Raw genomic sequence first — 21,224 nt, forward strand, 5'->3', positions numbered from 1 at the left:
ATGATTATCTCCCATCATTGAAGCGGTCGTTGTTAAAGCGGTCATTGCCACTATTAACAGAGCTATTGCGCGACGTATTTACTTTATTACGTAAATCTTGAATATCACTAGAGCTTGGAAGTGCAACACGTGTTGCTGTCCCTTGCTTATCCATGATCTTATCAAGTGGTAAATAAAGCATGTTATTACCGCCTTTAACATCAACCAATATTTTAGAACTACTCCCTAACACTTCTTCCATTGCATCAATGTATAAGCGCTCACGAGTAACTTCTTTAGCTGCTTGATATTCAGGTAATAGCTTTTCAAAACGAGCTACTTCACCTTGTGCTTCTAATGTAATACGCTCTTGGTAACCTTCCGCTTCTTGAGTCATACGCGTTACTTGACCACGAGCACGCGGTTCAATTTCACGAGCATATGCTTCTGCTTCACGAATGAAACGTTCTTCATCTTCTTGTGCAGCAATCGCATCATCAAATGCATCTTTAACTTCAGTTGGCGGACGAGAGTCTTTAAAGTTCACGTCAGTAACAATTAAACCTAAGTTATATGGTTCGATAATCTTATTAAGCTCATCCCATGTATTTTGACGAACAACCTCACGGCCATTAGTTAATACTTGGTCCATTTTTGCATGGCCCACAACGTAACGTAGTGCACTATCTAGTGCTTCTTCTAAGCTACTATCAGCGTTAGTTACGCTAAATTCATAAAGGTATGGGTCAATAACACGGTATTGCACCTGAAACTCAACGCTCACTACGTTTTCGTCTTCAGTAAGCATAAAACCAGAAGCCGATAATGAACGAACTGCTTCAATATCTACTGGGATTACCGTTTCAATAAACGTCATTTTCCAACGCAGACCAGGATCAGCAATTCGGTCATATTTACCAAATTGAAGAACCACACCACGCTCGGCTTCTTTAACCGTATAAATACCACTTAACGCCCATACAATAACGGCGATAATAAGTATGAATGAAATACCGGCTCCGCCAAGTCCACCGCCGCTACCATTGCCGGATTTTTTCCCGCCAAATAAGCCGCCGAACTTGTTACTAAACTTGCGGAACACCTCGTCTAAATCAGGTGGGCCTTGATCACGTCCGCCTTTATTATTCCACGGATCTTTGTCATTGCCATTATTACCCGGTTCATTCCAGGCCATAGCTATACTCCATTGTTATCTAAATAAATTAGGAAATTGTGTTAAATCTAACAAATCTACCGCGTTTCTCATACAAAAACCGACATTAAAACGTCAATTTTTAATTACGGTTGATAAAACCAGCAATTTCAGGACCAAATTCTTTAATTAAACGATTCCACTCAACCATTGGCATTCTAACATCTAACAGCCAATTACCTTGCTCATCAAAGCGTTCTTCATGTACTGCATTTAAACTAAACAATGCAGCCCTTAGGCGACCATACAATGGCGTAAGAAATAATGTTTCGTTAAACATCTTCTTAGCAAGCAGTTCACTAATAGCCTCACTAAGTAATTCACACCCTTCACCAGTCTGAGCGCTAAGCCATACTCTTATAGGTTGGCCTTCGTCATCTCGATCAATACGTGGGCTTACGTTATCCAGCGCATCAATTTTATTATAAATTAATAGCTGTGGTACTTCATCGGCTTCAATTTCTTTAAGCACCGATTGTACTTGTTCAATATTTTCTTGAAGACGAGAGTCTGCTGCGTCAATTACATGTAACTGTAAATCAGCTTCACGAGTTTCAGTTAGCGTTGCTTTAAAAGCAGCAACTAAGTCGTGCGGTAAATGACGAATAAAGCCCACTGTATCAGCTAAGATAACAGGACCAACATCACCTAATTCAAGCTTACGTAGAGTCGGGTCAAGCGTTGCAAACAACTGATCGGCCGCATATACATCTGAATTCGTAATTCGATTAAATAATGTAGATTTACCCGCATTGGTATAGCCAACTAACGATACCGTAGGTATTTCGTTACGAGTACGAGCTCGCCTACCTTGTTCGCGTTGCACTGCTACTTTAGCTAAACGCGCACGGATATTTTGAATTCGGGCACGAAGTAATCGTCTATCTGTTTCAAGTTGGGTTTCACCAGGTCCACGTAAACCAATCCCGCCTTTTTGGCGTTCAAGATGGGTCCAGCCCCGAATTAATCGAGTCGACATATGGCGAAGTTGTGCCAATTCAACCTGCAGCTTACCCTCATGGGTACGTGCACGTTGGGCAAAAATATCAAGAATTAGCGTCGTTCTATCAAGCACACGACACTGACAAACACGCTCTAAATTACGCTCTTGTGACGGCCTGAGTTGATGATTGAAAATTACGACATCTGCATTGTGGATTTTGACAATCTCAGCTATTTCTTCTGCTTTACCGGTACCGACGAATAGTTTCGGATGTGGTGCTTGACGGCTGCCTTGCACAACCGCCAAACTACTAACACCAGCAGAAGATACCAACATTTCTAATTCATGAAGATCTTCACGATCCCCTTCTTTAGGTAAGTCGATATGAACTAAAATTGCCTGTTCGCCGGATTCATAGCGGTCAAACAAACATTATGCTCCTAATTAAAAGTTACCAGCTTCTGGTTCTTCAGTGTCTTCACTCCCTTGAACTGCTTGGAAGTTAACTGCGCGAGCAGGGACAACTGTTGAAATTGCATGCTTATAAACCATTTGATTTACGGTGTTCTCTAGTAAAATAACAAATTGGTCAAATGACTGAATTTTGCCTTGTAATTTTATGCCATTTACCAAAAAGATTGATACTGGAATGCGCTCACGTCGTAGTGCATTCAAAAATGGGTCTTGTAACGATTGGCCTTTTGCCATGTTATTGTTCCTTCGTTCTAGGTGTTATTATAATTAAGTGGCTGAACTTATTTGATAAAAAACAATATTCAACTACTACTAGCTTAGCGAACTTACTACACGATGCAAGTTTTCTTCGTCACCCGTTGTTAACCAAGTAACATCAGGCCAGCTACGAAGCCACGTTAACTGACGTTTTGCCAATTGACGTGTTGCTGCGATGCCACGAAAAACCATTTCATCATGGCTTGTTTCACCCGCAAGGTAATCCCACATTTGTCTATAACCAACACAACGAATAGAAGGCATATTGGGGTGTAAATCCTTACGTAGATATAGGGTCGAAACTTCATTTTCAAACCCCTGATCAATCATTATTTTAAACCTTTCTTCAATTCGGCGATGTAATTCGCTACGTTCTTGCGGTGCAATCGCAAATTGATGAAAAGTATAAGGTAAAGCCGGCTGTTTTTGCTTTTGCAACTCAGTCATGGTCTTACCAGTTAACCTGTAAACCTCTAAAGCTCGATTAATTCTTTGTGAGTCATTCTCACTTATTTTTTCGGCTGCTTTTGGGTCAACTTTAACTAATTCTTTATATAAATGAGGCCAGCCAAATTCTTTAGCTTGTGCTTCTAGCTCTGATCTTATTACTGTATCTGCTTCAGGCAAAGGCGATAAACCATCAATTAAAGATTTAAAGTACAACATTGTACCTCCAACCAATACAGGCACTTTACCTTGTCTATGAAATTCGTCAATTTTTTGTACTGCATCGCGCCTAAAATCAGCAACTGAATATGTTTCACTCGGGTCAAGTAAGTCGATCAGATGATGCGGAGCTTTAGCAAGTTCTTCTGCATCGGGTTTTGCAGTACCAATGTTCATATCTTTATACACTAACGCTGAATCAACGCTGATTATTTCTGTATTTAAATGCTCGCACAGTGAGATTGCCAATGCTGTTTTACCAGCAGCAGTTGGACCCATTAAAAATATGACTGGTAAATTACTCAACACTGATACCTTAATCTAATTGCATTAAATAGTGATTTAGCTCTATTTTAACTGCTTTTTCGCGTAAGCGTTCAATAGTTTGCGGATTATTTTGTAAGCGCATTTGTTGCGCTAAAAACACATTGCTTAAATAAAACCGGGGAGGTACACATTTTATCTGCCACTCTAACCAATTCTCTATATTTTCAAGCCCTGCTTTACACCCATCAAGTAGCTCACCTATCGCTGTACTTACATCAAGTAAATATAAGCACGCTGGCAATTTTTTAACCATTACAAACTGTTTTTCTATTACGAGTTCAAAACCAAGTAAAGTAAACCACGATTGCTGAGCTTCTATAAGTAAGCAATCTTCTTTTGATAAGTTTACTCTTACGGGCAGCAAAAGAGCTTTCCCTTCTAAACTTCCGGACTCTTTAATTTGATTATGCCAATCATCTACCAATGCATATTTGAAATGTGAGCAATACAATTGCTGCTCAACACTAAATACACACGCACCTTCATTAACACTGATGATTGAAACTGTCTTTAAAACATTATGCGCAGACTCTAACTGGTGTTGTGCTACAGGTATGTTTGCTACATTATCAAAATGCGCAGCGTGTTGCTCACTCACACCTTGATAAAACGCGTTTACATCATGATGGCTTGTACTTGGTGTAGCACGGTATGCCCCGCCACCGCCAACACTTCTAGTACCTGATGACGAACTACCAGCACTTCCAGAGTAAGAGGGCTGTAATTGCGATTTAGGGTAATCAAATACTCCATCCGCTTTTGTATCATTAGAACTACTATGCGCTGACCCCATAAATACAGGCGCAGATTCCACCTCAGAGCTAAGCGGTTCATTCGTAAACTCACCTTGCAGCGGCACTACCACTTGCTTAATAGCCTGTAATATAAAGTCATGAATTAAGCGCCCTTGATGAAAACGCACTTCATGCTTAGCTGGATGAACATTTACATCAACCTGCCGAGGGTCTATATCAATATAAATGACAAAACCGGGTAATTCTTGTGTTCCGCTTACTTCTTCAAATGCCTGGCGTATAGCATGCAGAATAAGTTTATCGCGCATCATACGATTATTAACATAAGTATACTGAGTCGTATTAGCTGAACCTACAGGTAGCACCCAACCATGCAGCTGTAAGCCACCCTCTCCTGATTGAATATGCAAACCTTGCTCAGCAAAAGCCTTACCTGCAACTTGCGCTACACGTGTAATAGCCTGAGAGGGATCTGTCTTCGCACGATACTGCCTTACTACTTTTTCGTTGTGAGTTAGTGTAATAGAGACATCAAAGCGACTAAGCGCAATGCGCTTTATCAACTCATCAATATGGCTAAATTCAGTTTTTTCGGTACGCAAGAATTTACGACGAGCTGGGGTGTTAAAAAATAAATCTTTTACTTCAATGGTTGTGCCATCAGGGTGCGCTACTGGCTTTACTTGCACGGCCATATCGCGACCTTCTGCAAATGCTTGCCAAGCAGCTTCTTGATCTTTTGGTTTTGAGCTCAGCGTTAAACGCGATACAGAGCTAATTGACGCAAGCGCTTCCCCCCTAAAACCAAGTGAACAAATATTTTCAAGGTCATCTAGAGATTTTAATTTACTCGTAGCGTGACGAGAAAGCGCGAGCGTTAGCTCATCTTTACTTATCCCTGAACCGTTATCACGTATCCGAATAAGCTTATGACCGCCACGCTCTATATCTATCTGAATACGTGTAGCGCCAGCATCTAAACTGTTTTCGACTAGCTCTTTTACTACCGACGCTGGGCGCTCAACCACTTCGCCTGCGGCAATTTGGTTAGCTAAACGCGCGGGTAATATTTCAATATTCATGAGATTTCCTAGCAAGCATTGCGCTAATAATAATGACTAACTTTGTGGTATATCGAGCTCTTGCCCAATAAACAAAGTATTAGAGCTAAGCTTATTAACTTGTTTTAATTTGTTGACTGTAACGCCATAGCGACTCGCCAACATACTTAAAGATTCACCCGGGCGTACCTTGTGCTTTGTTGGATATTGCGACTTTAATTTAGCAAATAAAGAGTCATCAGGTGGATTTTTTAAATAGTAATTTTTAATTGAAGTAAATATAGCTTTAGCCAAACGCTCTTGATGGTTAGCACTTTTAAGCAGCTTTTCTTCTCGTGGGTTAGATATAAACCCTGTTTCTACTAAAATTGATGGGATATCTGGTGATTTAAGTACAGCAAGACTCGCATGTTGGGGATCTTTTTTATGCAGCTTAGCAACTTTACGTAGCTCTTTAATCACTTCGTCAGCTACGTTTAAGCCGGTTTTCATAGAGTGATCCATCGACATATCAAGTAATGCTTGCGCTAAGTATTTTTCGTTAGCGGCATCTTTCATTACATCCGCAGCGCCACCTAAAAGCTCAGAGTGCTTTTCTTTATCTTCTATCCATTTACCTATCTCTGAATTAGCACGCCTTAACGACAACACCCAAACCGAGGCACCATTTGGTCCCGGGCTCGTAAATGCATCAGCGTGAATAGAGACAAAAAAGTCGGCCTTTTTTTCACGAGCACGATTGGTACGCGTATTAAGTTTTACAAAGTAGTCACCGCTTCGTACCATGCGCGAAATCATCCCACGTTCACCATCAATCATACGCTCTAAACGTTTTGCAATTTGCAGTGTTACTGTTTTTTCGTACGTGCCAGAGGGACCAATTGAACCTGGATCTTCGCCGCCATGACCCGGATCAATTGCAATCACAATATCGCGCTCTTGGCTTAACTGGCGGTTTTTAGCTGCTGTTTGAGCAGGAGAAACAACTGTGGCAGCTTGGCTTTTATTGTATAAATCAACAACGAGCCTATTTTTATAAGGGCCTGTAGGCGCTAAAGCAAATACAACTGGCTTTACTGGTGCGTTTAATTCAAACACTAACCGAACACTGTGCTTATTTTTAGGTTTTGAGTAGCGTAGCTTGCTCACTATTTGATGTTTTGGTGGTACACCTGGTAGTATTTTTAACTCGCTAGTGTTTTCTAAATCAATTACTAAGCGGCTTGGGTTTTTAAGCATGAAATAGCTAAAGTCAGGCTTATCATTTAAATCAAATACCACACGCGTACTATCAGGGGACGGCCATACGCGTACACTATTAATTGTATTTTTGGCCCACAGCGGCAAGCTTATGGTAATAACCATAAGGTAAATAAAGAGTTTAACTACACCTCGGCTCATTTGATAATTACTGCCTTAACTATATTATTATTTGTTATTTAGTTTTTCGACAATTGCTACACCACGCTCACTGGCGCTATTAATAACAATTTTACGTTCGTTACCCATATAGCTGAGAGTAATATCTAAATCAGGCACAGGAATAAATTCACCACCTTTTTCTGGCCACTCAACAACGCAAATTGCATCTGGTGAAAAATAATCGCGTATTCCCATGTATTCTAGTTCTTCAGGGTCACCTAAGCGGTATAAATCAAAATGATAAACATTTGCGCGCTCGAGTTCATAAGGTTCAACAAGTGTATACGTTGGGCTTTTAACTTTGCCTGTATGTCCAAAGCCTTGCACTACACCTCGAGTAAACGTTGTTTTACCAGCGCCTAAGTCACCATGTAAATAAATAACCGCACCTTGCTCTATAATATCAGCAACGCAATTACCCATTGCGACCGTGGCTACTTCATCAGTCAAATGAAATTCAAAACTACGCGTCATTACTACCTCAAAAATTCATTCAAAAGCGCATATTTACCAATCATACCAGAATATTAGTTTAAGGCGATAAATTGAGGTTTTAGACATAAAAAAACCAGATAAGCTGATGATGAAAGTTGTGTATGGATGTCTATTTTCGATACCTTAAAACTGTAACATTGAAATAAAGTAAGAGAAAAGTAACACAACGGCTTAGATGCCTATAGCAAGCATAAAAGTTACTGAGATATGTAAGCTTATGATCTAGCTTTTATGATTCAGCCACTAGCTCTGATACTAAAAAGTATATGGCAACAACGTAGTTGATGACACAAGCCCAAATAACTACTCTGCATGCTTTTGTATTTCTGATAAAAAGATAATACCAACTCGCTTAACGTCTTTAGTTTTAATAGTTTTCATAAAATAAGCCCTAAATGTGTAAACACGTTTCAGGACAAGACAGTTCCAGAAAACAAAAAGCCCCGGCTAATTGCCAGGGCTTTTTTTACAAAACTAACTTAATTAAAAAATTAAGCTTGTTTTGGACTAGAAATAACGTCTACTAAAGTCCAAGATTTATTCTTAGAAATTGGTGCGCATTCACGGATAGTAACTACGTCACCCGCTTTTGCTGTGTTATTTTCGTCATGTACGTGTAACTTAGTCGTACGTTTAATGAATTTCCCATAAATTGGGTGCTTCACATAACGTGCGATAGCGATAGTGAAAGATTTTTCCATCTTGTCGCTGATTACACGGCCTTGAAGAGTACGAATTTTATCGCTCATTATTGACCTGCCTTCTGGTTAATAACTGTTTTTACACGCGCGATATCGCGGCGTACTGTTCTTAGCGTGTGTGTCTGAGCTAACTGACCAGTGCTAGCTTGCATGCGCATATTAAATTGCTCACGAAGTAGTCCTAGAAGTTCAGCATTAAGCTCTTCTACGCTTTTGTCTTTTAGTTCGCTAGCTTTCATCACATTACCGTCCGAGTTACGAAAGTTGTTTTGAATGGCAATTTACGAGCAGCAAGGTCAAACGCTTCACGAGCAAGCTCTTCTGAAACACCTTCCATTTCGTAAAGTACTTTACCAGGCTGAATTTCAGCAACCCAATATTCAACAGAACCTTTACCTTTACCCATACGAACTTCAAGAGGTTTTTCTGTAATCGGTTTGTCAGGGAAGACACGGATCCAGATTTTACCTTGACGTTTCACGTGACGCGTCATAGCACGACGAGCTGCTTCGATTTGACGAGCAGTCATACGGCCACGGCCAGTTGCTTTCAATCCGAAAGTACCGAAGCTTACTTTGTTACCGTTTTGCGCTAAACCGCGGTTGCGGCCTTTGTGCATTTTACGGAATTTTGTACGTTTTGGCTGTAACATTAGTCGCTACCTCTACTTAGCACTTTTCTTGGCTTTCTTTGGTGCGCGTTTAGCTGGCTTCTCTTGCTCTTGTACTAGTGGTAAACCACCAATAACTTCGCCTTTGAAGATCCAAACTTTAACACCAATGATACCATAAGTGGTTAAGGCTTCAGAAGTTGCGTAATCGATATCAGCACGAAGAGTATGTAGAGGTACACGACCTTCACGATACCATTCTGAACGTGCGATTTCAGCGCCGCCAAGACGACCGCTAACTTCAACTTTAATCCCTTTAGAACCGATGCGCATTGCATTTTGTACCGAACGCTTCATAGCGCGACGGAACATAACACGACGTTCTAGTTGAGAGGCAATGCCGTCTGCTACTAGTTGTGCATCTAGTTCTGGTTTACGTACTTCAGAGATATTAATCTGAGCAGGTACACCAGCGATTTTAGTTACCGCTTGACGTAATTTTTCTACGTCTTCGCCTTTTTTACCGATAACAACACCCGGACGAGCCGTATGAATTGTTACACGGATTGATTTTGCTGGACGCTCAATAACGATTTTAGACACAGAAGCCGTTTTCAATTCCTTAGTAAGGAATGTACGAACTTTGTGATCGCCAAAAAGCTGTGCAGAGAAATCTTTTGAACTCGCGTACCAGGTAGAAACCCAAGGTTTAGATATACCTAGGCGAATACCAGTAGGATGAACTTTTTGTCCCATTACTTATACTCCTAGCTATCTGAAACCATAACAGTGATATGGCTTGTACGCTTAAGGATGCGGTCTGCGCGTCCTTTAGCACGAGGCATAATACGTTTCATTGTAGGACCATCGTCCACAAAGATCGTTGTTATACGAAGCTCATCAATGTCAGCACCTTCGTTATGCTCTGCGTTAGCAATAGCAGACTCAAGTACTTTCTTAACTAATACAGCCGCTTTCTTAGGGCTGTACGCCAGGATTTCTAGTGCGCGATCTACAGGTAACCCGCGGATCTGATCTGCAACTAGACGTGCTTTTTGCGCCGAACCAGAGGCGAATTTATGTTTAGCTAATGCTTGCATTTATCTTCCCCTCTTATCGTTTCTTCGCTTTCTTATCCGCAGCATGGCCACGGTAAGTGCGAGTTGGTGCAAATTCACCTAGTTTGTGACCGATCATTTCGTCAGAAACGAAAACTGGTACGTGCTGGCGACCATTATGGACAGCAATGGTCAATCCGATCATGTTAGGTATGATCATTGAACGACGGCTCCAAGTTTTAATTGGCTTTTTCTCACCGCTTTCCAAAGCTTTCTCTACCTTCTTCAGCAAGTGTAGGTCTATAAAAGGACCCTTCTTGAGAGAGCGTGGCATGGCTATTCCTCAATATTACTTAGTACGACGACGTACTATAAATTTATCCGTACGCTTGTTCTTACGCGTCTTCGCACCTTTAGTCGGTTTACCCCATGGAGACACAGGATGACGACCACCAGATGTACGACCTTCACCACCACCGTGTGGGTGATCTACCGGGTTCATGGCAACACCACGAACTGTCGGACGAATACCACGCCAGCGATTTGCACCTGCTTTACCAAGTGAACGAAGCATATGCTCAGCATTGCCTACTTCACCTAGAGTCGCACGACAATCAGATTCAACTTTACGAACTTCGCCTGAACGAAGACGTAATGTTACATACTGACCATCACGAGCAAGGATTTGAACGTATGCACCAGCAGAACGTGCGATTTGAGCACCTTTACCTGGTTTTAATTCTACGTTGTGAACAGTCGAACCTACAGGCATATTACGCATTGGTAATGCATTACCAGGCTTGATTGGTGCATCAACACCAGACTGGATTGCATCGCCAGCTTTTAAGCCTTTAGGTGCGATAATGTAACGACGCTCACCGTCTGCATATAATACAAGAGCGATGTTTGCGCTACGATTTGGATCGTATTCTAAACGTTCAACAGTAGCTGGAATGCCATCTTTAGTACGTTTAAAATCGATTAAACGGTAGTGTTGTTTATGACCACCACCGATATGACGAACCGTAATACGACCATTGTTATTACGACCACCTGATTTAGAGTTTTTCTCTAAAAGTGGTGCGTATGGCTTACCCTTATGTAGATCAGAGTTAACCACTTTAACTAGGTGACGACGGCCCGCAGAAGTAGGCTTACACTTTTGAAGTGCCATAATTCTATCCCCTTATTACTCGGCGCCGCCGACAAAGTCTAGCTCGCTGCCTTCTTTAAGAGTAACGTAAGCTTTCTTCCAGTCGCTACGACGACCGAAACGTGCGCCAGTACGTTTTGTTTTACCCTTAACGTTAAGTGTGCGAACACCAGTTACTTCTACTTCAAAAAGCTTCTCAACTGCTACTTTAATTTCAGCTTTAGTTGCGTCATTTACTACTTTAAAAACAATAGTATTGTTTTCTTCAGCAGCAATTGTGCTTTTTTCAGAGATATGTGGAGCAAGGATCACTTTTAAAAGACGTTCTTCGCGAATCATGCTAGCGCCTCCTCAAGTTGCTTAACAGCAGCGGCTGTAATAAGTACCTTATCGAAAGCAATTAAGCTTACAGGATCGATACCAGCTACATCACGTGTGTCAACCTTATAAAGGTTACGTGCCGATAAGAAAAGATTTTCATCTACTTCTTCAGTCACGATAAGAACATCTTTAAGCTCAAGTTCTTTAAGCTTAGCAACTAGTTCTTTAGTTTTTGGTGCTGCTAGAGCAAAACTTTCAACAACGATTAAACGCTCTTGACGAACTAATTCAGATAAGATGCTTTTAATCGCACCACGGTACATTTTACGGTTTACTTTTTGGCTGTGGTCTTGTGGTTTAGCTGCAAAGCTAACGCCACCTGAACGCCAAATTGGGCTACGGATTGTACCGGCACGTGCACGGCCAGTACCTTTTTGAGCCCATGGTTTTTTACCACCACCGCTTACTTCAGAACGTGTCTTCTGAGCACGAGTACCTTGACGAGCACCTGCTGCGTATGCAACAACTACTTGATGTACTAATGCTTCGTTAAACTCACGTCCAAAAGTAGCTTCAGAAACTTCAAGACCGCCAGAAGCGTCTTTAATTGCTAATTCCATCACTAAATCTCCAGGACTTATGCTTTAACAGCTGGTTTAACGATAACGTCACCGCCAATAGCTCCAGGTACTGCACCCTTAACTAAAAGCAAATTACGCTCAGCGTCAACGCGAACTAGTTCTAAGTTTTGAGTCGTTACACGCTCAGCACCCATATGACCGGCCATTTTCTTACCTTTAAACACCTTACCAGGTGATTGGTTTTGACCGATTGAACCAGGAGCACGGTGAGATAGAGAGTTACCATGTGTAGCGTCTTGCATGCTGAAATTCCAGCGCTTAACACCACCTTGGAAACCTTTACCTTTAGAAGTACCGGTTACGTCAACCTTGTTGATTTCGTTGAATAATTCAACAGTAAGCTCAGCGCCTACTTCAAAATCGCCTTCACCACCGTTAAGGCGGAATTCCCACAGACCGCGACCCGCTTCAACACCAGCTTTAGCGAAATGACCCGCTTTAGCTTTGTTTACACGACTTGCTTTTTTAGTGCCTGCGGTTACTTGAAGCGCGTTATAACCGTCTGTTGCGTCAGATTTGATCTGAGCAATGCGGTTAGGTGTCGCTTCAATAACTGTCACAGGGATAGATACACCATCTTCAGTGAAGATTCGTGTCATACCCACTTTACGACCGACTAGACCTAATGCCATTTTCCTAAAACCTCTCTAATCTTTCGATTAACCCAGGCTGATTTGAACATCAACACCAGCAGCAAGATCTAAACGCATAAGCGCGTCTACAGTCTTGTCAGTTGGTTCTACGATGTCTATCAGACGTTTATGGGTGCGGATCTCGTACTGATCACGCGCATCTTTATTAACGTGCGGTGAAGTTAGTACAGTAAAACGTTCAAAGCGTGTAGGTAGTGGGATTGGACCACGTACTTGTGCGCCAGTGCGTTTCGCAGTTTCCACGATTTCTGCCGTTGATTGGTCAATCAAACGGTGGTCAAAAGCTTTTAGGCGAATACGAATGCGTTGATTTGACATTCTTAACCTCAATATAAAGAGCATATAAAAGAGCATAAAAAAACGACCGAAACAATCTTAAAACTTAAGATGTCGGCTGTTTGATTATATCTACGTTGAGTTCCAAATCGGAACTCCTGTTTATTAGCTTGAAATCCAAGCTTAATTTATCCTTTCTAGTTCCCAGAGGAATTTTGAAAGCCTGCGTATTATAGAGGTATTGGTGATAAATGCAACAACTATTTAGAAACAATACAATGTCTATAAATTTGATTAAATAAGCACCCATACATGCTTGCTAGCTGTACTTGAACTAATAACTCTACTGTTAGTCAATAAACAAGTTAACACCTTAATTTAATTACGCGAACTAAGGGATTTTTAGATATTATGGTATCCTACTGCGCTAATTTTGCCCTTAATACTCTCAATATGGTGAGTCGATGCGTATTTTAAATTATTGTTTAAATGTTATGTCTGCTGGATTTAGCCGCTTATTTGTAAAAAGCAAGGTGCTGCCAGAAAATCCGATTAAACAGTATGATCTAAACCCTGAGTACCCTACATTTTATATAGTGCGTTTAAATTCACGATTTGATTTAGCGGCTCTCGCACATGCGTGTAAAAAAAATGGCCTACCTAGCCCAACTGAAGAACAAGTATTAGGTACCCAAGATTTAGACCGTTTTATTGGTATTAAAAATCCACCACCATTGTTTGGTGATGAAGCTAAGCCAACAAATGCTTTAGCCCAGAGTAAACAAATTATTGAGTACTTAATAAAAAGCGGTCAGCAAAACGTACAAGTGGTTCCTGTTACTATTTTATGGGGTCGCGACCCCGGAAAAGAAAAGCCGGGACTACGCACTTTAATTACGCACTCTCTAACTCCTAGCTGGTTTAGAAAGCTTTTTGTGGTGTTGTTTTCAGGACGCGACAATTTTATTCGCTTTAGCCAACCACTCGACTTATCGCTTTTAGTCAATGAAAAAGCCGACGTAAGTGAGTTACCACATAAATTACTGCGTGTAGCGCTAGTTCATTTTAAGCGCCAAAAACTAGCAGCTACAGGCCCTAAAATGCCATCCCGTGAGCAATTATTTAATTCATTATTAGCGTCACCTACAATAAAAAAAGCAATTCAAGATGAAGCTAAAGCTAAAAATATTAGCCAAACCGAAGCCCGCCAAAATGCACTTAAGCTACTTGATGAGATAGCGGCTAATTACTCTGAAGCAATGATACGTGTGGCTGAACGATTTTTAACTTGGTTATGGAATAAGCTCTATAACGGTATTGATATTAAACACGCAGAACAAATTCATGAACTAACAGATAAAGGCCATGAAATTATTTATATGCCTTGTCATCGCAGCCATATGGATTACTTACTGCTTACCTACTCTATTTACCACTTAGGCTTAGTTCCACCACATATAGCTGCAGGTATAAATCTTAACTTTTTCCCTGCCGGTGGCATATTTAGACGCTCTGGGGCATTCTTTATTCGTCGCTCGTTTGCAGGCAATAAACTTTATTCTGCCATATTCAAAGAGTATTTAAGCCAACTGTTTATTAAAGGTTACTCTGTTAAGTTTTACACGGAAGGCGGTCGAAGCCGAACTGGGCGCTTACTTCCACCTAAAACAGGTATGCTATCTATGACATTACAAGCAATGCTACGCGGAATAGACAGACCAATATCTATCGTTCCTGTGTACATTGGCTACGAGCATGTAATGGAAATTAACACCTATCTTAAAGAGCTGGATGGAAAAGATAAAAAAGGCGAATCTATATTTGGTATTTTTAAGGCAATCAAAAACCTCAAAAACTACGGTCGTGGTAATTTAAACTTTGGTGATCCAATCTCGATTAACCAATACTTAAACGATAACCAACCTGATTGGCGTGATTCAATACACCCTACCGATGTGCAAAAGCCGCAATGGTTAGCGCCACAAGTAACTAAACTTGCCGACCAAGTAATGGTTAAAATTAATAATGCAGCGGCGCTTAATGCGGTTAACTTACTAGCGATGATATTGCTGGTTAACGATAAACAAGCATTGAGTAAACCAAAGCTATTAGCACAACTTGATTTTTATCTGCGTTTACAGCGTGATGCCAGCTATAGCGATAAAGTAACCGCGCCAGACGAAACACCAGAGCAATTACTAACGCATGCATTAAAGCTGAATAAGTTTGAAGTTATCAGTGATGAATTTGGCGAAATTATTACTATTAGCGATAAAGAAAAAGTACTGTTTAATTACTACCGAAACAATATTTTGCACTTGTTTGCAGTACCAAGCTTAATTGCACTACATCTATTTAAACAACACAGCACAACTATTGAGCAATGCCAGCAACTTGTAAAAACGTTTTATCCGTTGTTTGCCAAAGAGTGGTATTTACAGCCTCTTGATGAAAACTACATTACACGTATTTTAGCGAACTTTGCAGATCAAAACTTAATTGAGTTTGATGGCGATAACATTCATATAACAAACGGTAATGACTGCTTAGCTAAGCTTGAAATGCTTGGGCGAGCACTTAGCTTTACTCTGCAACGATACGCTATTGTGATTGGTTTTATTCAAACAAGTGATGGCATTGAAAAAGCTGAGCTAGAGCGAGAAAGCCAAGTTTTAGCGCAACGTTTAGGCACACTGCATGGCATTAAAACACCTGAGTTTTTTGATAAAAAAGTACTTGTTAGTTTTATCGAAAACTTACGTGGCGAGTCGTTAATAACAGAGGGTGATAAAGGCTTAGTAGGCAGTACACAACTTTGCGAAACCTACGCACACCTTAAAACATTACTGCCAGCACGCGTCTGGCAGTCAATCAGCGATATAGTACAAGATCAGTGTAACTAGTACTATATCTATAAAAGGGGGTTAGCGCTGACGCATAACCCCTTCTTGCATTGTTGAGGCAACTAAGTTGCCTTGGCGATCAAAAAACTGCCCGCGTACCAAACCACACCCATTACTCGCACTTGGACTATCAATTGAATACAAAATCCAATCATCCATTCTAAATGGGCGATGAAACCACATTGCATGATCAATAGTAGCTACTTGCATATTTGGCTGCATAAACGATACACCATGAGGCTGCAATGCTGTTGGTAAAAACTCAAAGTCAGAGGCGTATGCTAATAAGTAATTGTGGATGCGCTGATCGTCTGGCATTTCACCATTAGCTTTAAACCAAATATGCTTTACCGGCTCCATAACCTCTGGTTTAAACGGGTTATGAAAAGTAACTGGTCGCATTTCAATTGGCATTTCACGCGTAAACTTATTACGGATGACTTCAGGGATATGCGAAGCGTTATCTTGGTAAAATTCAAGTGATGAACGTAATTCTTCAGGTGCGGGTACATCAGGCATTGTAGCTTGATGTGACAAACCATTTTCTTCACCCTGAAATGATGCGGTCATATAAAAAATAGGCTTACCGTACTGAATTGCTTTTACACGACGAGTACTAAAGCTTTTACCATCTCGAATAGTTTCTACATCATAAACAATCGGTTTAGCCGGATCGCCTGGGCGTAAAAAGTAAGAATGTAATGAATGGACTATACGCCCCTCAGGTAGAGTTTCTTTAGCGGCAGAAAGCGCCTGCCCCATAACTTGACCGCCAAACACAGCACCAAAGCCTAAATCTTGGCTTTGTCCTCGATATAAACCTTGCTCAATTTCTTCAAGTGTTAACAACGACAATAAATCATCTAATACTTGGCTCATTACTTCTTCCTCATTACCCTAGTATCCAAATGATACTATACAATAGTGGGAAGTAAATATTTGTTAGGAATACTGTTATGGCTTACTGGCTATTTAAAACTGAACCCGATGCGTTTTCATTAGATGATTTAAAAAACGCACCAAAACAAACGACTCTTTGGGAAGGCGTGCGTAATTACCAAGCGCGAAACTTCATGCGTGATGGCGTTAAGGTCGGTGATTCAGTGATGATTTACCATTCAAGCTGTAAACACGTAGGTGTAGCGGGTATTGCCGAAGTGACACACGATGCCTACCCAGACCCCACTCAATTTGATTTAAGTAGCGACTATTACGATGCAAAAGCCACCAGCGACAAACCACGCTGGGTTGTTGTTGAAGTTACTTACCAAAGCCATTTAAAAAAATTAATTAGCCTTAAAGATATTAAAGCCAATAATAATATTACTGATATCGCACTTAAAAAGGGCGGACGACTATCGATAATGCCTGTTACTAAAAATGACTGGGATGAAATAATCAAAATGGCGCAGTAACACCCTCTCGGTTTGACCTAATTTCATTGAGTTTGATATGATCTACGCTGACTTATAGCTGGAGGATTAATGAAATTACTGTATTGGTTAGATGAATGGTTAACTCTCCCGCGCAATGAGCAACAAACTCGATTACCCATGACGGGTAGTGATTTACTCGGCGATGTATTTGTTAAGTATGATTTTGTTGACGTTAATAAGCCCCTGCTTTTTACCTTTTCACCCGCAGGCACTAACGTGCAAGAGCAAGATCTTCACCCTGATTTTGCACCATGGGGTTATCACTTAGCTCAAAAACAAAACGTAAACGTAATCGCTTTTCAGCATTTAGGTAAAAGTAATTGGTTTCGTAATCGTAATTTAATCTTTTTTCTCGAGCAATTATCAACATTACTTACGCCGTTTAATTGTCGATTAGGCTATGGCTTAAGCCGTGGCGGATTTGCTGTTGGCGCTTTTGCTAAACTATTAAAGCTAAACCAAGTACTGTTCTTTCACCCGGTAAGTACTAAAAATAAAGAATTAGTACCGTGGGATGACCGCTCTAGTACCGATATAGCTCAGCAGTTTGACTGGCAACAAGATTATCACGATCTAGATTTAGGAGATGCCCAAGGCTATATTATTTACGATCCTACTAATCGTATAGACCGAATGCACGCCAAGCGCTATAAGCAGTTAACTCACTTGCGAGTATTTGGTATGGGACATGGCACACACGCTACATATTTGAATAAGTTTGGGTTTTATAAGCAAGTAGCCGTTGATTTCATTCAACATCAGCAAATCGATATTGCACAGTTTCGCCTGCAAACCAAAACCTTACGCTTAAAAGAAGATTATTATCAAAGTCTCAATACGGCTAATGCAGACTCCCCCCATCGTTTAGCATTATTGAGTACAGCGCATAAAATTTTAGCTGATGAAAAAGAAGTGTATGTACAAGAGCATCAAGCAAAAATTGATATTCAGCCATTAATAGATGTGGCACTTAAGCACCAAGATCAGCACCCTAATGATGCTATTCAGCTATTAGAAGTCGCCCAGCAACTGCTACCTGACGACCCTCTAATTGAGCATAAACTTAAACAGCTAGAAGAGTAGTATTCCAGCAAAAGCTGGCTATAAAGGCTAACTACTCTATTTAGCCTTTTTCTTTTTGTGCCTATGCTTGGGCACAATGGTAAAGTACATCATTAAACCTAACCAAGAAAATACAATGATTCCCATTAGCCAGCCATTCTTTTCATGGCCCTGTGTACGCTTACTGTTGAGTACAATAACGACAGGCAACATGTAAGCACTTAAAACAACAATTAAAAATACAACTTCATTCATTATTTCTCTAGGCTCGACCAGTCTACTTCACTACTTAATACTCGTTCTACCGATATATAGTGCAAAATATCGCCTTCATTTACTTTGTAATCTAATGGTGGGTTTAAATCCATATTTTGCGCACTTAGATTATGAGCAACACCTAACAGTATTGCATCATGCTCAAGCTTAAAGTGATGAAACAAAGTACCAAACTCCATATCTTTACAGCCACTTGATACTTTCAAGCTAAATTGTGTATCGCCGTGCAAAGTAGATAGCAGCTCCTCTTGCACACGGCTCGAACCTGGATCTTGCATTGAGCGTACTAATATCTCAGCTGATTTTGCACTACTACATTCTACATTTTGGCAATGCTCTAACATCATCTCAACTTTGGTTTCATCTAAAAAGTGAGCACTTATATGACAATCATCTTTTACTAAGCGACTTATGCGCAGGGCTGTCGTAAATGTCTGGTCGTCATCTTGACCATCAATAATCACCTTATCAGCACTACGAATAGCTACACGCTCTAGTTCAGCTAAATTTGTAAAACTCGTTAAACGTGCAAAATCAACGCTTTCGTTAGCTAAAAAAGGATGATCCATTTGCTCTGTTACCGCGAGTAAAATACGACGGTCAGTACGTTTCGTATCTGCCAAAATGTAATCAATCATCTTTTTTGTACGAGTGTCGTGCCAACCAAAAATGATAATATGGTGGTTACTGTGGGCAAAGTTTTTATCACCAGTCATAGCGCGCCTAATTAAGTAAGTAACAGTTTGTCCTGCTTTTCCTAGCAAAACACCAAATAAAGCTAAACCAAATGGAATTTGTATTAATGCAACCACCCAACGACCAAGATCAGTAGTTGGACTAAAGTCACCATATCCCACTGTTGATGTTGTTACTGTGTAATAGTAAAAAAAGGTAGTAAGCGAGGTTAATGCTTTCTCATTCGCTATAAATAGTAAACTCCATGTTAATAGCATATGAGTCAAAATAGCTAATGCCACTGCTTGCCAGCTCAACTGATCTATATGAGCGCGAAAAAGTAACGCTAGCCTTTTAAATATCACCGGCATAATACAAAGTCTTCGTTAGTAAATTATCTATAAACAGTACGTTACTGTAAGCGATACTTTTAAGCAATGTTTAAGCTTTTAACCGCTAATATAAGACTAAATGCTGTTTGCCAATGGTGATTTTTCATGATTAATTAGCGTTAAAATAATAACCAAAACAGTTGTGCTTATGCTTAATAAAATAGCCCGCCCTTTTACTAAAATTGTAGAGCGTTATCTTCCCGACCCTTTTATATTTGTAATTTTACTGACAGTTATCACCCTTATTAGTGCGAGCTTATTTACAACCGCAACCAACATTGAAGTATTACAAGCGTGGGGAGGTGGGTTTTGGAACTTATTAAGCTTTGCTATGCAAATGCTACTGGTGTTAGTTACAGGCTACATGTTGGCAAGTACGCCACCTATAAGTAAGTTATTAGAAAAACTAGCAACATTTGCAAGCACCGCACCTAAAGCAATTATATTAGTAACGCTTATTTCGCTCTTAGCGAGTTGGTTAAATTGGGGATTTGGCTTAGTTATTGGTGCCCTTTTTGCCAAAGCAATTGCTAAACATACTCGTGTTGATTATCGATTATTAGTAGCCAGCGCTTACTCAGGTTTTGTTGTATGGCATGGCGGATTAGCGGGTTCGATTCCTTTAACTATCGCAACCGATGGTCACTTTTCAGAGGCCTGCATTGGTATTATTAGTACAGAGCACACTTTATTTGCGGGCTTTAATATAACCATATTAGTTGGTTTATTCATTATTATGCCGCTCGTTAATCGCTATATGCTGCCAAGCGAGCAAGAAAGCGTATATATCGACCCAGCTCTTTTACAAGAGACAACACCTAAGCCCACAACAATAACCAGACCCGCCCAACATTTGGAACAAAGTAAACTACTCGGTATGGCAATTGGCTTATTAGGCTTGGCATATTTAGGTTATTACTTTTTTATTGCTGGCGGAAACTTAAACCTTAATAGCGTTATTGCCGTATTTTTGTTTTTAGCTATTACGCTGCATCAAACACCCCATAATTTACTTAACAGTCTGCAACAAGCAATTCCAAGCGGGGCTGGCATTGTTATTCAATTTCCTTTTTATGCCGGCATCATGGCGGTAATGGTTGATAGCGGATTAGCACAACAGATATCACGTGGCTTTATTGCCGTTGCAGATGCTGATAGCTTGCCATTTTTTAGTTTTATAAGTGCAGGGCTCGTTAATATGTTTGTTCCCTCTGGCGGTGGCCAATGGGCTGTACAAGCACCCATTGTAATACCCGCAGCGCAAGAGCTAGGTGCCGATATATCTCGCGTTGCAATGGCCGTTGCATGGGGTGATGCGTGGACTAATTTAATTCAACCTTTTTGGGCATTACCCGTATTGGCAATAGCAGGCTTAAAAGCAAAAGATATTATGGGGTTTTGTGTTGTGCAGTTGTTTGTAACTGGGGTTTTTATATCGCTGGTATTGAGCTTTTATTAATTTTAAACGGGCTGT

25 protein-coding genes are annotated in these 21,224 nt (G+C 40.5%); 4 read left to right on the top strand and 21 right to left on the bottom strand.

The window, feature by feature from the left end:
* Positions 1-4: 4 nt before the first annotated feature.
* The 18 genes from hflK to rpsJ all read right to left on the bottom strand — a co-directional run bounded on the left by hflK (position 5) and on the right by rpsJ (position 13,048).
* Positions 5-1,174, bottom strand: coding sequence for an FtsH protease activity modulator HflK (gene hflK, locus I6F40_RS02660; RefSeq protein WP_010554352.1), 1,170 nt, complete (start codon positions 1,172-1,174; stop codon positions 5-7).
* A gap of 100 nt (positions 1,175-1,274) precedes the next feature.
* Positions 1,275-2,564: a ribosome rescue GTPase HflX gene (gene hflX / locus I6F40_RS02665; protein ID WP_007586404.1), complete on the bottom strand. Its 1,290-nt coding sequence runs from the start codon at positions 2,562-2,564 to the stop codon at positions 1,275-1,277.
* A 15-nt stretch (positions 2,565-2,579) separates the two neighbouring features.
* Positions 2,580-2,843, bottom strand: a complete 264-nt coding sequence (gene hfq / locus I6F40_RS02670; RefSeq protein WP_007586402.1) for an RNA chaperone Hfq — start codon at positions 2,841-2,843, stop codon at positions 2,580-2,582.
* Between the two features lie 78 nt (positions 2,844-2,921).
* Positions 2,922-3,839 (bottom strand): tRNA (adenosine(37)-N6)-dimethylallyltransferase MiaA, encoded by a 918-nt coding sequence (miaA, locus tag I6F40_RS02675; RefSeq protein ID WP_007586400.1) that lies wholly within the window; start codon positions 3,837-3,839, stop codon positions 2,922-2,924.
* 10 nt (positions 3,840-3,849) lie between these two features.
* Positions 3,850-5,697 (bottom strand): DNA mismatch repair endonuclease MutL, encoded by a 1,848-nt coding sequence (gene mutL, locus I6F40_RS02680; protein ID WP_197192451.1) that lies wholly within the window; start codon positions 5,695-5,697, stop codon positions 3,850-3,852.
* Positions 5,698-5,733: 36 nt separating this feature from the next.
* Positions 5,734-7,077 carry an N-acetylmuramoyl-L-alanine amidase gene (locus I6F40_RS02685; protein ID WP_166376367.1) on the bottom strand — a complete coding sequence of 448 codons (1,344 nt, stop codon included), beginning with the start codon at positions 7,075-7,077 and terminating at the stop codon, positions 5,734-5,736.
* A 27-nt stretch (positions 7,078-7,104) separates the two neighbouring features.
* The gene (gene tsaE, locus I6F40_RS02690; protein ID WP_007586392.1) at positions 7,105-7,572 is read right to left on the bottom strand and encodes a tRNA (adenosine(37)-N6)-threonylcarbamoyltransferase complex ATPase subunit type 1 TsaE; all 468 of its coding nucleotides are present in this window, start codon (positions 7,570-7,572) and stop codon (positions 7,105-7,107) included.
* A gap of 512 nt (positions 7,573-8,084) precedes the next feature.
* Complete coding sequence (gene rpsQ, locus I6F40_RS02695; protein ID WP_002957888.1) at positions 8,085-8,342, bottom strand: 30S ribosomal protein S17; 258 nt, start codon at positions 8,340-8,342, stop codon at positions 8,085-8,087.
* Complete coding sequence (gene rpmC / locus I6F40_RS02700) at positions 8,342-8,533, bottom strand: 50S ribosomal protein L29 (RefSeq protein WP_002957889.1); 192 nt, start codon at positions 8,531-8,533, stop codon at positions 8,342-8,344. The genes rpsQ and rpmC overlap by 1 nt, the downstream gene beginning before the upstream one ends.
* Entirely contained in the window at positions 8,533-8,946 is a 414-nt protein-coding gene (gene rplP / locus I6F40_RS02705; RefSeq protein ID WP_002957890.1) for a 50S ribosomal protein L16, read from the bottom strand. Before rplP ends, rpmC begins: the two co-directional genes overlap by 1 nt.
* Before the next feature lie 12 nt (positions 8,947-8,958).
* Complete coding sequence (gene rpsC, locus I6F40_RS02710) at positions 8,959-9,660, bottom strand: 30S ribosomal protein S3 (RefSeq protein WP_002957891.1); 702 nt, start codon at positions 9,658-9,660, stop codon at positions 8,959-8,961.
* 11 nt (positions 9,661-9,671) lie between these two features.
* On the bottom strand, positions 9,672-10,004 hold the full coding sequence (rplV, locus tag I6F40_RS02715; protein WP_002957892.1) for a 50S ribosomal protein L22: 333 nt from the start codon (positions 10,002-10,004) through the stop codon (positions 9,672-9,674).
* Positions 10,005-10,017: 13 nt separating this feature from the next.
* The gene (gene rpsS, locus I6F40_RS02720) at positions 10,018-10,296 is read right to left on the bottom strand and encodes a 30S ribosomal protein S19 (protein ID WP_004588689.1); all 279 of its coding nucleotides are present in this window, start codon (positions 10,294-10,296) and stop codon (positions 10,018-10,020) included.
* A gap of 15 nt (positions 10,297-10,311) precedes the next feature.
* Positions 10,312-11,136, bottom strand: a complete 825-nt coding sequence (gene rplB / locus I6F40_RS02725; RefSeq protein WP_002957895.1) for a 50S ribosomal protein L2 — start codon at positions 11,134-11,136, stop codon at positions 10,312-10,314.
* 15 nt (positions 11,137-11,151) lie between these two features.
* On the bottom strand, positions 11,152-11,454 hold the full coding sequence (gene rplW, locus I6F40_RS02730) for a 50S ribosomal protein L23 (protein ID WP_002957896.1): 303 nt from the start codon (positions 11,452-11,454) through the stop codon (positions 11,152-11,154).
* Positions 11,451-12,056 carry a 50S ribosomal protein L4 gene (rplD, locus tag I6F40_RS02735; RefSeq protein WP_002957897.1) on the bottom strand — a complete coding sequence of 202 codons (606 nt, stop codon included), beginning with the start codon at positions 12,054-12,056 and terminating at the stop codon, positions 11,451-11,453. Before rplD ends, rplW begins: the two co-directional genes overlap by 4 nt.
* Before the next feature lie 17 nt (positions 12,057-12,073).
* Positions 12,074-12,709, bottom strand: coding sequence for a 50S ribosomal protein L3 (gene rplC / locus I6F40_RS02740; protein ID WP_002957898.1), 636 nt, complete (start codon positions 12,707-12,709; stop codon positions 12,074-12,076).
* A gap of 27 nt (positions 12,710-12,736) precedes the next feature.
* Entirely contained in the window at positions 12,737-13,048 is a 312-nt protein-coding gene (rpsJ, locus tag I6F40_RS02745) for a 30S ribosomal protein S10 (protein ID WP_002957900.1), read from the bottom strand.
* A 422-nt stretch (positions 13,049-13,470) separates the two neighbouring features.
* On the opposite strand from rpsJ, the gene plsB reads away from it, so the two are divergent.
* Positions 13,471-15,909, top strand: a complete 2,439-nt coding sequence (gene plsB, locus I6F40_RS02750) for a glycerol-3-phosphate 1-O-acyltransferase PlsB (RefSeq protein ID WP_166376366.1) — start codon at positions 13,471-13,473, stop codon at positions 15,907-15,909.
* Positions 15,910-15,930: 21 nt separating this feature from the next.
* On the opposite strand, the gene tesB is transcribed toward plsB, so the two are convergent.
* Entirely contained in the window at positions 15,931-16,788 is an 858-nt protein-coding gene (gene tesB / locus I6F40_RS02755; RefSeq protein WP_002957902.1) for an acyl-CoA thioesterase II, read from the bottom strand.
* A 77-nt stretch (positions 16,789-16,865) separates the two neighbouring features.
* Here tesB and I6F40_RS02760 point away from each other — a divergent pair, with 77 nt between their 5' ends.
* Complete coding sequence (locus I6F40_RS02760; protein ID WP_166376365.1) at positions 16,866-17,324, top strand: EVE domain-containing protein; 459 nt, start codon at positions 16,866-16,868, stop codon at positions 17,322-17,324.
* A gap of 69 nt (positions 17,325-17,393) precedes the next feature.
* The gene (locus I6F40_RS02765) at positions 17,394-18,428 is read left to right on the top strand and encodes a cytosolic protein (protein WP_165736102.1); all 1,035 of its coding nucleotides are present in this window, start codon (positions 17,394-17,396) and stop codon (positions 18,426-18,428) included.
* A 36-nt stretch (positions 18,429-18,464) separates the two neighbouring features.
* Here I6F40_RS02765 and I6F40_RS02770 read toward each other — a convergent pair whose 3' ends face one another.
* Complete coding sequence (locus tag I6F40_RS02770) at positions 18,465-18,662, bottom strand: PLDc N-terminal domain-containing protein (protein ID WP_166376364.1); 198 nt, start codon at positions 18,660-18,662, stop codon at positions 18,465-18,467.
* The gene (locus I6F40_RS02775; protein WP_166376363.1) at positions 18,662-19,729 is read right to left on the bottom strand and encodes a potassium channel family protein; all 1,068 of its coding nucleotides are present in this window, start codon (positions 19,727-19,729) and stop codon (positions 18,662-18,664) included. Before I6F40_RS02775 ends, I6F40_RS02770 begins: the two co-directional genes overlap by 1 nt.
* 169 nt (positions 19,730-19,898) lie before the next feature.
* On the opposite strand from I6F40_RS02775, the gene I6F40_RS02780 reads away from it, so the two are divergent.
* The gene (locus I6F40_RS02780; protein ID WP_166376362.1) at positions 19,899-21,209 is read left to right on the top strand and encodes a short-chain fatty acid transporter; all 1,311 of its coding nucleotides are present in this window, start codon (positions 19,899-19,901) and stop codon (positions 21,207-21,209) included.
* Positions 21,210-21,224 lie beyond the last annotated feature (15 nt).

Origin of the sequence: Pseudoalteromonas sp. SWXJ133, from assembly GCF_015864365.1 — a bacterium.
Lineage (GTDB): Bacteria > Pseudomonadota > Gammaproteobacteria > Enterobacterales > Alteromonadaceae > Pseudoalteromonas > Pseudoalteromonas arctica.

Coding starts and splice junctions, on each gene's coding strand:
- hflK (WP_010554352.1), bottom strand. CDS start 1,174: ATGGCCTGGAATGAACCGGGTAATAATGGCAATGACAAAGATCCGTGG.
- hfq (WP_007586402.1), bottom strand. CDS start 2,843: ATGGCAAAAGGCCAATCGTTACAAGACCCATTTTTGAATGCACTACGA.
- mutL (WP_197192451.1), bottom strand. CDS start 5,697: ATGAATATTGAAATATTACCCGCGCGTTTAGCTAACCAAATTGCCGCA.
- I6F40_RS02685 (WP_166376367.1), bottom strand. CDS start 7,077: ATGAGCCGAGGTGTAGTTAAACTCTTTATTTACCTTATGGTTATTACC.
- tsaE (WP_007586392.1), bottom strand. CDS start 7,572: ATGACGCGTAGTTTTGAATTTCATTTGACTGATGAAGTAGCCACGGTC.
- rpsQ (WP_002957888.1), bottom strand. CDS start 8,342: ATGAGCGATAAAATTCGTACTCTTCAAGGCCGTGTAATCAGCGACAAG.
- rpmC (WP_002957889.1), bottom strand. CDS start 8,533: ATGAAAGCTAGCGAACTAAAAGACAAAAGCGTAGAAGAGCTTAATGCT.
- rplP (WP_002957890.1), bottom strand. CDS start 8,946: ATGTTACAGCCAAAACGTACAAAATTCCGTAAAATGCACAAAGGCCGC.
- rpsC (WP_002957891.1), bottom strand. CDS start 9,660: ATGGGACAAAAAGTTCATCCTACTGGTATTCGCCTAGGTATATCTAAA.
- rplV (WP_002957892.1), bottom strand. CDS start 10,004: ATGCAAGCATTAGCTAAACATAAATTCGCCTCTGGTTCGGCGCAAAAA.
- rpsS (WP_004588689.1), bottom strand. CDS start 10,296: ATGCCACGCTCTCTCAAGAAGGGTCCTTTTATAGACCTACACTTGCTG.
- rplB (WP_002957895.1), bottom strand. CDS start 11,136: ATGGCACTTCAAAAGTGTAAGCCTACTTCTGCGGGCCGTCGTCACCTA.
- rplW (WP_002957896.1), bottom strand. CDS start 11,454: ATGATTCGCGAAGAACGTCTTTTAAAAGTGATCCTTGCTCCACATATC.
- rplD (WP_002957897.1), bottom strand. CDS start 12,056: ATGGAATTAGCAATTAAAGACGCTTCTGGCGGTCTTGAAGTTTCTGAA.
- rplC (WP_002957898.1), bottom strand. CDS start 12,709: ATGGCATTAGGTCTAGTCGGTCGTAAAGTGGGTATGACACGAATCTTC.
- rpsJ (WP_002957900.1), bottom strand. CDS start 13,048: ATGTCAAATCAACGCATTCGTATTCGCCTAAAAGCTTTTGACCACCGT.
- plsB (WP_166376366.1), top strand. CDS start 13,471: ATGCGTATTTTAAATTATTGTTTAAATGTTATGTCTGCTGGATTTAGC.
- tesB (WP_002957902.1), bottom strand. CDS start 16,788: ATGAGCCAAGTATTAGATGATTTATTGTCGTTGTTAACACTTGAAGAA.
- I6F40_RS02760 (WP_166376365.1), top strand. CDS start 16,866: ATGGCTTACTGGCTATTTAAAACTGAACCCGATGCGTTTTCATTAGAT.
- I6F40_RS02765 (WP_165736102.1), top strand. CDS start 17,394: ATGAAATTACTGTATTGGTTAGATGAATGGTTAACTCTCCCGCGCAAT.
- I6F40_RS02770 (WP_166376364.1), bottom strand. CDS start 18,662: ATGAATGAAGTTGTATTTTTAATTGTTGTTTTAAGTGCTTACATGTTG.
- I6F40_RS02775 (WP_166376363.1), bottom strand. CDS start 19,729: ATGCCGGTGATATTTAAAAGGCTAGCGTTACTTTTTCGCGCTCATATA.
- I6F40_RS02780 (WP_166376362.1), top strand. CDS start 19,899: ATGCTTAATAAAATAGCCCGCCCTTTTACTAAAATTGTAGAGCGTTAT.